Consider the following 12,406-nt stretch of genomic DNA (forward strand, 5'->3'; position numbering starts at 1 on the left):
GCGCCCCCCTTCGCTTTTGTGCATAATCCTGCAGATTTTTGCGTTCCATCCGGTTTCGGGTAATGCTTCGCAAAACGCCGGTACAGGCGCGAGGGAGGACAGGATGGGTTCCGTTACAGGAGCGCAGGGCGCAAGCGCGCAGGCGACACGCGCCGACTTCGACACCAGGACCTCAAGGCCAGGAGGGACGCGGCGGCATGCGACGGACGCGGCGCGGGATGCGCGCGCGGACGCGCAGGACGGCGACGCGACACAGCGCGACGACGACGAGCGCGATCCCGAATTCGGCCCCTGGCTGGCGCAAGCCTCGATCCTGGTGATCGACGACGAGCCGGGCATGCGCAACTTCCTGGTGCGCACGCTGGGACCGCGCTGCAAGCGCATCGAGGAAGCAGCCGACACCCAGGAGGCATCCGCCAAGCTCGACACGCATCATTTCGACGTGGTCATCCTCGACAATATCCTGCCGGGCAAGTCGGGCGTCGAATGGCTCTCGGAGCAGCGGCAGATCGGCTTCTTCGCCGACGCCATCCTGATGACCGCCTATGCCGACCTCGATACGGTGATCGAGGCACTGCGGGCCGGCGCGGTGGATTTCGTGCTGAAGCCGTTCCGCTCCAACCAGATCCTCAACGCGGTGGCGCGCTGTCTCGACCGGATGCGGCTCGAGCGCGAGAACTACGTGCTGCGCCACGAACTGCGGGCGACCTCGGATCATGTGCTGCTGCGCGACAAGCTGATCGGCCACTCACGCGAGATCGAGGAGGTGCGCGAGACCATCGCCCGCGTCGCGCCGCTGCCGACCTCCGTCCTGATCACCGGCGAATCCGGCACCGGCAAGGAGGTCACCGCGCGCTCGATCCACACGCTCTCCGACCGCGCCGACAAGCCCTTCGTGCCGGTCAATTGCGCCGCGATCCCCACCGACATGATCGAGGCGGAGCTCTTCGGCCATCTCAAGGGCGCCTTCACCGGCGCCCATGCGGCCCGCGACGGGCTCTTCAGCCACGCCCAGGGCGGCACGCTCTTCCTCGACGAGATCGGCGAGCTGCCGCTGGCCATGCAGAGCAAGCTGCTGCGCGCGATCGAGGACCGGCGCATCCGGCCGGTTGGATCGGAACGCGAGGTTTCGGTCGACCTGCGCTTCGTCTTCGCTACCAACGCCGACCTGGAGCAGGCGGTGGAGAACGGCCGGTTCCGCGCCGATCTCTACTACCGCATCAACGTGCTGCAGATCGCCATGCCGCCGCTGCGCCAGCGCGGCGCGGACGTGGTCGAGCTCGCGACGCTGTTCATGCAGAAACTGTCGAAGCAGCTCGGCATGCCGCCCGTGCCCATCGACGCCTCGGTCGAGGCCGGCTTCTTCGCCTACCCCTGGCCGGGCAACGTGCGCGAGTTGCGCAACCTGATCGAGCGCTCGCTGATTCTGGGGGAATTCCCCGACGACGTGCGCAAGCCCGTCGCCGACGCGTCGGAGGCGGAAGCAGCGCAAGACACCCTCGAAGCGGTCGAACGGCGGCACATCGAGGCCATCCTCGCCGAGACCGACGGCAACCGGGCCGAGGCCGCCCGACGGCTCGGGGTTTCGCGCAAGACCATCGACCGCAAGCTCGCGGCCTGGAATGGCTGACGAGTTGCGCGCCGGCCCGCTGCCGCAGGCGCGCGCGCCCGTACGCGAAGCGGCGCGGCCCCGCCCCTCCCGCTCGGTGCGCTTCCGCCTGCTGGCCATCGCGCTGCTGCCGACGCTGGTGCTGCTGCCGCTGCTGCTCGGCATCACCATCGCCCGCTGGAGCACCAAGTTCGATGGCGTGCTCAAGGCCAAGGTCCACGGCGACCTGACCATCGCCCACCAGTATGTGACGCGGATCCTGGAAAACACCGGGGAGCGCATCGAGGCGCTCGGGCAGTCGGCCGCCTATCGCGACATCGTCGAGAGCGGCAACGCGGCGGCGCTGTCGGCGCTGCTTGAGCGCAAGCGCGCCGAGATCGGGCTCGACTTCCTCTATCTGGTCGACGCGGGGGGAACCTTGCGCGCGGCAGCACCCATGGGCGCGCGGCCGGACGCCGCGACCGCCGGCCCCGTGGTCGCGCAGGCGCTGGGGGGAACTCCCTCGACCGCCATCGACATCTTCGACGGGGCCACACTTGCAGCCCTCTCCCCCGCGCTTGCGGAGCGCGCGCAGCTGGAACTGATCCCAACGGAAAACGCGGTGCCGACGGAACGGGCGAGCGAAACCCGCGGCATGGTCGTGCATTCGGCCGCCCCCGCCCCCGTGGTCAACGCCGGGGAGAGCACCGGCGGTGCGCTGGTCGGCGGCATCCTGCTCAACCAGAACCTCGTCTTCATCGACACGATCAACGATCTCGTCTATCGCGAGGCAAGCCTGCCGGAGGGCAGCCAGGGCACGGCGACGCTGTTCCTGGAGGATGTGCGCATCAGCACCAATGTGCGGCTGTTCGAGAACCGGCGGGCCCTGGGGACGCGGGTCTCCGCGGCGGTGCGCCAGGCCGTGCTCGGCGAGGGCAAGGTGTGGCTCGACAGCGCCTTCGTCGTCAACGACTGGTACATCTCCGCCTATGAGCCGATCGTCGACAGCGCCGGCGCGCGGGTCGGCATGCTCTACGTCGGGTTTCTCGAACGCCCCTTCTACCGGGCGAAATACACCACATTCGTCACCATCGTCGGCGCCTTTCTCATCGTCGCGCTGGTCAGCGTGCCGATCTTCCTGCGGTGGGCGCGCGGCATCTTCCGCCCACTGGAGAAGATGGCCAGCACCATTGCCCGGGTGGAAGGCGGCGAGATGGGCGCGCGCACCTCGATCCCGGCCGCCGACGACGAGATCGCCCGCGTGGCGCTGCACCTCGACCATCTGCTCGACCTCGTCCAGCAGCGCGACCGGCAACTGCGCTCATGGAACGAGGAGCTGAACGTGCGGGTGGAGGAACGCACCGCCGAGCTGCAGCAGGCGAACAGGCGGCTGGAGGAAACCACCAAGCAGCTCATCATGTCGGAAAAGCTCGCCGCCATCGGCGAGATCACCGCCGGCGTTGCCCATGAGATCAACAATCCGATCGCCGTCATGCAGGGCAACCTGGAGGTGCTGCGCGACCTGCTCGGCCGAAAGGCCGACATCGCGCGGACCGAGATCCGCCTGATCGACGAGCAGATCCACCGCATCCACCAGATCGTCACCAAGCTGCTGCAATTCGCCAAGCCGGAGGAATATGCCGGCTATGCCGACCGGCAGACGCCGGCCGAAGTCATCGGCGACTGCCTGCCGCTGGTGCAGCACCTTCTCAAGCGCGCCGAAATCAGCGTCGAGCGCGAGGACACGGCGACGCGCACGGTGCTGATGAACCGCACCGAACTGCAGCAGGTGATCATCAACCTCATCGTCAACGCGCTGCACGCCATGCCCGACGGCGGCTCCCTGCGGCTTTGGACCCGCGACGCGGATCGCGACGAACCCGGGGTGGAAATCGTCGTGGAGGACACCGGCACCGGCATGCCCCCGGACATCGCCGCGCGCATCTTCGATCCTTTCTTCACCACCAAGCGGCAGCAGGGAACGGGGCTCGGATTGTCGATCAGCCAGACGCTGGTGACGCGGCTGGGCGGCGGCATCGCGGTGGAGAGCACCCCCGGACAGGGCACGACCTTCAGCATCTGGCTGCCCGCCACGTGAGGCGGGCATGGGTTACCCGCCACTTAAGGCGGGCCGGGTTACCCGCCACTTGAGGCGGGCCGGGTCACCCGCCACTTGAGGCGGGCCGGGTCACCCGCCACTTGAGGCGGGCCGGGTCACCCGCCGCACCGGGTCGTCCGAGGACAAATTGACCCTGTCGCGCGGCCGACATCCGGTCTTTTGCGGACAAAATGTCCAGTCCGGGCATTCGCCGGGCCTATCGACCCATTGCAAAGCCTGATCAAGCGCGGTTGGCATCGAACCTGCAATGCCCAGGTCGCCGGCAAGGGGGAGACGGCAGCGCCGGACATTTTGTCCACAACGGCGCGGAAGGCATGGCGCGTCAGCGCCTGCTCCGCCCTCCCCGACCGGTCGGTCAGCCGCGCCCGACAGAAGACGCGGCCTGGGAGGAGCGAATACATGTTCGACAGCCTGAAAAAGGAACACATCGTTGCGGGCGATGGGTTCAACAGATGGAAGGTGCCACCCGCCTCCATCGCCATTCACCTTTGCATCGGCTCGGTCTACGCGTGGAGCATCTTCAATCCGCCGCTGACCAAGCAGTTCGGCGTCGTCGCCGCTTCGGCGGGCGACTGGAGCCTGTCCTCCGTGGTGTGGATCTTCTCCGTCGCCATCGTCTTCCTCGGCCTGTCGGCGGCCTTCGCCGGCAAGTGGCTTGAGGAAGTGGGCCCGCGCATGGTCGGCGTCGTCGCGGCCATGTGCTGGGGCGGCGGCTTCATCATCGGCGGCCTCGGCATCATGACCCACCAGCTCTGGCTGGTGTATCTGGGCTATGGCGTCATCGGCGGCTGCGGCCTCGGCCTCGGCTACGTCTCGCCGGTGTCGACGCTGATCCGCTGGTTCCCTGACCGGCGCGGCATGGCCACCGGCATGGCGATCATGGGCTTCGGCGGCGGCGCGATGATTGCGACGCCGATCAAGGAGTACCTGCTCGGCCTGTTCTACAAGGCTCCGACCTACCTCGGCCCTGAAAGCGCCGTGCAGATGGTCACCGAAGGCGGCCGTCGCGTCGCCGAGGTCAACGGCCAGATGGTCGAGGTGGTGGTCGCCAGCGCCAAGCAGCTCGCCTCGGCCCCGATGGCGCTGCAGGAAGGCGTCTATGTGGTGGGCACCGGCAACACCGGCGCAGCCGGGACGTTCTTCACCCTCGGCATCGTCTACTTCATCGTGATGATGCTCGCCTCCTTCTCCTATCGCGTGCCGCGCGAGGGCTGGAAGCCGGCCGGCTGGACGCCGCCCGCCGCCGACGCCGCATCGCGCAAGATGATCACCTCCAACAACGTCCACATCGACCAGGCGCTGAAGACCCCGCAGTTCTATCTGCTGTGGATCGTGCTGTGCTTCAACGTGACCGCCGGCATCGGCGTGATCGGCGTCGCCAAGACGATGATGACCGAGATCTTCGGCACGACGCTGCCGCTGATCGTCAACTCGACCTTCGCCGCGACCTATGTGTTCATGATCTCGGTGTTCAACATGGTCGGCCGGTTCTTCTGGGCCTCGATGTCCGACTACATCGGGCGCAAGAACACCTATCACTGCTTCTTCATCCTGGGCACGATCCTCTACCTGTCGATCCCCTTCGCCGCGGCGCAGGTGAGCGTCAGTCCGGCGGTGACCTGGCTGGTGATGTTCTACGCGGCGACCATGGTGATCTTCACCATGTACGGCGGCGGCTTTGCCACGATCCCGGCATATCTGGCCGACATCTTCGGCACGAAATACGTCGGCGGCATCCACGGTCGCCTGCTGACCGCATGGAGCACGGCCGGCGTGCTGGGCCCGCTGGCGATCACGCACCTGCGCGAGATGTCGGTGACCAACTCGATCCGCGACCTGGCTTCGAAGATCGACCCGGCCGCCTTCTCCGAGAAGTTCGGCGCCAGCGTCGACCAGCTCGATCAGCTCGTCGTGGCGAAGACCGTCACCATCTCGCGGCTGATGGAGATCGCACCGGCCGGAACGGTCGACCCGACCTCCAGCGTCTACAACACGACCATGTACGCCATGGCCGGGTTGCTGGTGATCGCGCTCGTGGCGAACATGCTGGTGAAGCCCGTCCACGCCAAGCACCACATGGAGGACGCGCCTGCCAAGCCGGCCGGCTCCGGGCAGGGCAGCGACGCGACGCGCACGTCCACCGCGCGCGCCTGAGGCAAGCGGGACGGCAGGGCCTGCAAGGGGCCCTGCCGTCCCAACTCCTTGTTCCGTCGCAATTTCACGCTCCGGGATACCAGCCTCGCGGCAAAATGAACTAGGCTGCGGGGCATGGGCCCGCCCGCTTCGGCGGGCGGGACACGGACGCACAGAGGCGGCCGGACGCGGGCCGTCAGGGGAAGGCTATGATCGACAAGCTCGAGATGTTCATCGCATTGGCGCGGGCACGCCATTTCGGCCATGCGGCCGAGGAATGCGGCGTCACCCAGCCGACTCTCTCGGCGGCGGTGAAGCAGCTCGAGGACCAGCTCGGCGTGATGCTGGTCAACCGCGGCTCGCGCTTCCAGGGGCTGACGCCCGAGGGGTTGCGCGTGCTGGACTGGGCGCGGCGGATCGTCGGCGACGCCCGCTCGATGCACCAGGAGATGCGCGCGGCAAAGCACGGCCTCTCCGGCCACGTCCGCATCGCCACCATTCCGACGGCGCTCGCCATGGTGGCGGAGCTGACGGAGCCCTTCTGCGAGAAGCATCCGAACGTCACCTTCTCGATCCTGTCGCGCTCGTCGGTGGAGATCCTGGCGCTGATCGAGAACCTCGAGGTCGACGCCGGCATCACCTATCTCGACAACGAGCCGCTCGGCCGGGTGGTGACGGTGCCCCTGTTCACGGAGCGCTACCGGCTGGTGACGATCGAGGGCGCCCCCCTCGCCGACCGAGAGACGGTGACCTGGAAGGAGGTGAGCGAGATCCCGCTCTGCCTGCTGACCGGTCAGATGCAGAACCGGCGGATCGTCAACCAGCATCTCGGCGAAGCGGGCGCCTCGGCGACGCCGACGCTCGAATCCGATTCCATGATCGCGCTGTTCTCCCACGTGCGCACCGGCAAGTGGGCGAGCGTGATGCCGCTGAAACTTGTCGAGACATTCAGCACATGGAGCAGGCTGCGCTCGATCCCCATCGTCGAGCCGGAGGCGACCCATTCCGTCGGCCTCGTGGCCGCCTACAGGGAGCCCTATACGCCGGTAATCGCGGCGTTGATCGACCAGGCCCGACGCAACGCGCAGGCCGAACAGCAGGTGCGAACGCCGGCCTGAGGAGGACGGTGCCGGCGTTCGATAGGTTTTTGCTATCGCGGAACGGGACAGCTCTATTGAACTAACCCCTTGCGTGACGGCAGGATTCAACCAGAACACCTTTGGAGGGAACGCATGCAAGCCAGGGAACTCGCTGCTCCGGATCAGGAGCGCGTCCTAGCCGCCGTCGAACGCTGGACACGGGAGGAAGGCCCGCTGCTGCCGATCCTGCACGACGTGCAGGCGGAGCTCGGCCATATTCCGGAAGAAGCGCTGCGGATCATCGCCGACCGGCTCAACCTGAGCCGCGCCGAAGTCCATGGCGTCATGAGCTTTTACCACGACTTCCGTGCCGAGCCGGCCGGCCGCCATGTGCTCAAGCTGTGCCGCTCGGAGTCCTGCCAGTCGATGGGCGGAGACGCCCTTGCCGACCGCGCCAGGGACCTGCTCGGCATCGATTTTCACCAGACGACGCCCGACGGCGCGGTGACGCTCGAGCCGGTCTATTGCCTCGGCCTGTGCTCCTGCGCGCCCGCGGCCATGCTCGACGGCGACGTTCACGGACGGCTCGATGCCGACGGGCTCTCCACTCTCATCGGGGAGGCCAGCCGATGACCATCACGATCTTTGTTCCCCGCGACGCCGCCGCCCTGGCGCTCGGCGCCGAGCGCGTCGCCGAGGCGATGTCCCGCGAGATCGCCGCCCGCGGCGTCGACGCACGCATCGTGCGCAACGGCTCTCGCGGCATGCACTGGCTGGAGCCGCTGGTGGAGGTGCGCACCGACCATGGCCGCATCGCCTACGGGCCGGTCGCAGCCTCCGACGTGCCGGGCCTCTTCGACGCCGGCTTCCTGACCGGCGCGGATCATCCGCTCTGCCAGGGGCCGACCCATGACATCCCGTTCCTGAAGAACCAGACCCGCCTCACCTTCTCCCGCTGCGGCGTGACCGACCCGTTGTCGCTGGACGACTACCGCCACTACAAGGGCCTCAAGGGGCTTGAGCGGGCCGTCACGATGACGCCGGCGGAGATCGTCAAGGAGGTCACCGACAGCGGCCTGCGCGGGCGTGGCGGTGCCGGCTTCCCGACGGGCATCAAGTGGAACACGGTGCTCGGCGCCGAGGCCGACCAGAAGTACATCGTCTGCAACGCCGACGAGGGCGACAGCGGCACCTTCGCCGACCGTATGATCATGGAGGGCGATCCCTTCGTGCTCATCGAGGGCATGGCCATCGCCGGCATCGCCACCGGGGCGACGCGCGGCTATCTCTACACCCGCTCGGAATATCCGCACGCCATCGAGACCATGCGCGAGGCGATCCTGATCGCGCGCAAGGCTGGCGTCCTCGGCGCGTCCGTGCTCGGCTCCGACCATGCCTTCGACATGGAGGTGCGGGTGGGCGCCGGCGCCTATGTCTGCGGCGAGGAGACGTCTCTGCTCAACTCGCTGGAGGGCAAGCGCGGTGTCGTGCGCGCCAAGCCGCCGCTGCCGGCGCTCGAGGGTTTCCTCGGCAAGCCGACGGTGGTCAACAACGTGATCTCGCTCGCCTCCGTGCCGGTGATCCTCGACCGCGGCGCGGAGTTCTACCGCGACTTCGGCATGGGCCGCTCGCGCGGCACGATCCCGATCCAGATCGCCGGCAACGTCCGGTTCGGCGGCCTCTACGAGACCGCCTTCGGATTGACGCTCGGCGAGATCATCGACGAGATCGGCGGCGGCACGGCCAGTGGCCGGCCGGTGAAGGCGGTGCAGGTGGGCGGCCCGCTCGGTGCCTATTTTCCGCGCGCGCTGTTCGACACGCCGTTCGACTACGAGGAGTTCGCCAAGCGCGACGGGCTCATCGGCCACGCCGGCATCACCGTCTTCGACGACACCGCCGACATGCTGAAGCAGGCCCGTTTCGCCTTCGAGTTCTGCGCCATCGAATCCTGCGGCAAGTGCACGCCCTGCCGCATCGGAGCGGTGCGCGGCGCGGAGGTGATCGACCGGATCGCCAGCGGCATCGACGGCGGCGAGGACCCGCAGGCACAGCGCGACCTGGTCGCCGACCTTTGCGACACGATGAAATTCGGCTCGCTCTGCGCCCTGGGCGGTTTCACGCCCTATCCGGTCATGAGCGCCATCACCCACTTCCCCGACGACTTCTGTCCGCAGACAGTCGCCGAAGCAGCGGAGTAATCCCATGCGCCTGATCCAGGAAACCGATTTCGGAACACCGGCGGTCAAGTCCGACAAGACCGTCACGCTGACCATCGACGGCAACAAGGTGACGGTGCCCGAGGGCACCTCGCTGATGCGCGCGGCGATGGAGGCGGGCATTTCCGTGCCCAAGCTCTGTGCCACCGACATGGTCGACGCCTTCGGCTCCTGCCGGCTCTGCCTCGTCGAGATCGAGGGCCGCAAGGGCACCCCCTCCTCCTGCACGACTCCGGCCGGCGACGGCATGGTGGTGACCACCCAGACGGAGCGGCTGAAGACCATCCGGCGCGGGGTGATGGAGCTCTACATTTCCGATCACCCGCTCGACTGCCTGACCTGCGCGGCCAACGGCGACTGCGAGCTTCAGGACATGGCCGGCGCCGTCGGCCTGCGCGACGTGCGCTACGGCTACGACGGGGACAACCACGTCAAGCCGCGCGCCAGCGAGGGCGGCGACAACTTCCGCTTCATGGCGAAGGACGAATCGAACCCCTATTTCACCTACGACCCGTCCAAGTGCATCGTCTGCTCGCGTTGCGTGCGCGCCTGCGAGGAAGTGCAGGGAACCTTCGCGCTGACCATCGAGGGCCGCGGCTTCGACAGCCGCGTGTCGCCGGGCATGCACGAGAGCTTCCTGGCCTCGGAATGCGTGTCCTGCGGCGCCTGCGTACAGGCCTGCCCGACGGCGACATTGCAGGAGAAGTCGGTCATCGAGATCGGCCAGCCTGAGCACTCCAAGGTCACCACCTGCGCCTATTGCGGCGTCGGCTGCTCCTTCAAGGCGGAGATGCGCGGCGAGGAACTGGTGCGCATGGTGCCGTGGAAGGACGGCAAGGCGAACCGGGGCCACTCCTGCGTCAAGGGCCGCTTCGCCTATGGCTACGCCAATCACCGGGACCGCATCCTCAATCCGATGATCCGCGAGAAGACCTCCGATCCCTGGCGCGAGGTGAGCTGGGAAGAGGCGCTGAGCCATGTGGCGAGCGAGTTCCGCCGCATCCAGTACCAGTACGGACGCGGCGCCGTCGGCGGCATCACCTCCTCGCGGTGCACCAATGAGGAAACCTACCTGGTGCAGAAGCTGATCCGCCAGGTCTTCGGCAACAACAACGTCGACACCTGCGCCCGCGTCTGCCACTCGCCGACGGGCTATGGCCTCGGCCAGACCTTCGGCACCTCCGCCGGCACCCAGGACTTCGACAGCGTCGAACAGGCCGACGTGGTGGTGGTGATCGGCGCCAACCCGACGGACGGCCACCCGGTCTTCGGCTCGCGGCTCAAGAAGCGTCTGCGTCAGGGCGCCAAGCTGATCGTCATCGATCCGCGCCGCATCGACCTGGTACGCTCGCCGCACATCGAGGCATCCCATCACCTGCCGCTGCGACCGGGAACCAACGTGGCGGTGCTGACCTCGCTCGCCCATGTCATCGTGACCGAGGGGCTCTTCGACGAGGCCTTCATCCGCGAGCGTTGTGATTTCGACGAATTCCAGGACTGGGCCGAGTTCGTGTCGCAGCCGGAGCACTCGCCCGAGACCGTGGGCAAGCTCGCCGGCATCGACCCGGACGAGATCCGCGGTGCCGCGCGCCTTTACGCCACCGGCGGCAATGGGGCGATCTATTACGGCCTCGGCGTCACCGAGCACAGCCAGGGCTCGACCACGGTGATGGCGATCGCCAACCTTGCCATGGCGACCGGCAACATCGGCCGTCCGGGCGTGGGCGTGAACCCGCTGCGCGGCCAGAACAACGTGCAGGGCTCCTGCGACATGGGCTCCTTCCCGCACGAGCTGCCGGGCTACCGGCACGTCTCGGGCGAGGAGACGCGCGAGATCTTCGAGAAACTGTGGGGCGTGACGCTCGACGATGAGCCGGGCCTGCGCATCCCGAACATGCTGGATGCAGCCGTCGACGGCACCTTCATGGGTCTTTACGTGCAGGGCGAGGACATTCTCCAGTCCGATCCCGACACCCACCACGTGGCCGCCGGCCTCGCGGCGATGGAATGCGTCGTCGTGCACGACCTGTTCCTCAACGAGACCGCCAATCACGCCCATGTCTTCCTGCCGGGTTCGACCTTCCTGGAGAAGGACGGCACCTTCACCAACGCGGAGCGGCGCATCAACCGCGTGCGCAGGGTCATGACGCCAAAGAACGGCCTCGCCGACTGGGAGGTGACGCAGGAGATCGCCAACGCCATGGGCGCCGGCTGGACCTACGAGCACCCGCGCGAGATCATGGACGAAATCGCGGCGACGACGCCGAGCTTCGCCGATGTCTCCTACGCGCTGCTTGAGGAAAAGGGCTCGGTGCAGTGGCCCTGCAACGAGACGGCGCCCGAGGGTACGCCGATCATGCATCTCGGCGGCTTCGTGCGCGGCAAGGGCAAGTTCATCCGCACCGAGTACGTGGCGACCGACGAGCGGACGGGTCCGCGCTTCCCGTTGCTGCTCACCACCGGCCGCATTCTCAGCCAGTACAACGTCGGTGCCCAGACGCGGCGCACCGAGAACGTTGTCTGGCACGCGGAGGACCGGCTGGAGATCCACCCGTTCGACGCGGAAAACCGCGGCCTGAAGGACGGCGACTGGGTGCGGCTGGCAAGCCGGGCGGGCGAGACGACCCTGCGCGCGCTGATCACCGAGCGGGTGGCGCCGGGCGTGGTCTACACCACGTTCCACCACCCCGGGACCCAGGCCAACGTCATCACCACCGACTTTTCGGACTGGGCAACCAACTGCCCGGAATACAAGGTGACGGCGGTGCAGATCTCGCCCTCCAACGGCCCGACGGACTGGCAGGTGGAATACGAGGAGCAGGCCCGTCAGTCGCGCCGGATCATGCCGGCGGTGGATGCCGCCGAATGAACCGGAGCACGCGCAACCAACGGGAGATGGCGGTATGAAGCCGGAAAAGCTCGTCTACATGGCCAACCAGATCGCCACATTCTTCACCTCCAAGCCCCATGACGAGGGCGTAGAGGGGGTGGCGGTCCACATCAACAAGTTCTGGGAGCCGCGCATGCGGGCCCAGCTCTTCGCGATCGCCGAAGCGGACGATGGCCACGGCCTCGCCGCGCTCGTGCGCGAGGCGCTGCCGGCGATCCGCAAGCCGGACGCCTCGCACCTGCCGCGTGCCTATGCACGAACGGAAGGGGCGGCGCCGCACTGAGGCGAACGTCAACGACACAATGAAAAGGGCGGAGCGCCGGACGGCCTCCGCCCTTTTTTGGTTTTCATCGAGAGCCGCCCCCCTTGCGACAATGTCGG

Annotated in this window: 8 protein-coding genes; all 8 read left to right on the top strand. The window is 67.5% G+C overall.

The window, feature by feature from the left end; all coding sequences use genetic code 11:
* Positions 1-103: 103 nt before the first annotated feature.
* The 8 genes from ACSLUQ_RS08740 (at position 104) to ACSLUQ_RS08775 (ending at position 12,308) form a co-directional block, all read left to right on the top strand.
* Positions 104-1,630 carry a sigma-54-dependent transcriptional regulator gene (locus ACSLUQ_RS08740; RefSeq protein ID WP_417772645.1) on the top strand — a complete coding sequence of 509 codons (1,527 nt, stop codon included), beginning with the start codon at positions 104-106 and terminating at the stop codon, positions 1,628-1,630.
* Positions 1,623-3,686, top strand: coding sequence for a sensor histidine kinase (locus ACSLUQ_RS08745; RefSeq protein ID WP_461808273.1), 2,064 nt, complete (start codon positions 1,623-1,625; stop codon positions 3,684-3,686). The genes ACSLUQ_RS08740 and ACSLUQ_RS08745 overlap by 8 nt, the downstream gene beginning before the upstream one ends.
* A 420-nt stretch (positions 3,687-4,106) precedes the next feature.
* Entirely contained in the window at positions 4,107-5,861 is a 1,755-nt protein-coding gene (locus tag ACSLUQ_RS08750) for an OFA family MFS transporter (RefSeq protein ID WP_461808274.1), read from the top strand.
* Between the two features lie 188 nt (positions 5,862-6,049).
* Positions 6,050-6,958: a LysR family transcriptional regulator gene (locus ACSLUQ_RS08755; RefSeq protein WP_417772642.1), complete on the top strand. Its 909-nt coding sequence runs from the start codon at positions 6,050-6,052 to the stop codon at positions 6,956-6,958.
* A 114-nt stretch (positions 6,959-7,072) separates the two neighbouring features.
* The gene (locus ACSLUQ_RS08760) at positions 7,073-7,552 is read left to right on the top strand and encodes a formate dehydrogenase subunit gamma (RefSeq protein ID WP_461808275.1); all 480 of its coding nucleotides are present in this window, start codon (positions 7,073-7,075) and stop codon (positions 7,550-7,552) included.
* The gene (locus ACSLUQ_RS08765; protein WP_461808276.1) at positions 7,549-9,117 is read left to right on the top strand and encodes a formate dehydrogenase beta subunit; all 1,569 of its coding nucleotides are present in this window, start codon (positions 7,549-7,551) and stop codon (positions 9,115-9,117) included. The genes ACSLUQ_RS08760 and ACSLUQ_RS08765 overlap by 4 nt, the downstream gene beginning before the upstream one ends.
* A 4-nt stretch (positions 9,118-9,121) precedes the next feature.
* Positions 9,122-12,004 carry a formate dehydrogenase subunit alpha gene (fdhF, locus tag ACSLUQ_RS08770; RefSeq protein ID WP_461808277.1) on the top strand — a complete coding sequence of 961 codons (2,883 nt, stop codon included), beginning with the start codon at positions 9,122-9,124 and terminating at the stop codon, positions 12,002-12,004.
* 34 nt (positions 12,005-12,038) lie between these two features.
* A complete protein-coding gene (locus ACSLUQ_RS08775) occupies positions 12,039-12,308 on the top strand; it encodes a formate dehydrogenase subunit delta (RefSeq protein ID WP_417772638.1) in 270 nt (89 codons plus the stop codon).
* Positions 12,309-12,406 lie beyond the last annotated feature (98 nt).

Source organism: Stappia sp. ICDLI1TA098, from assembly GCF_054880955.1.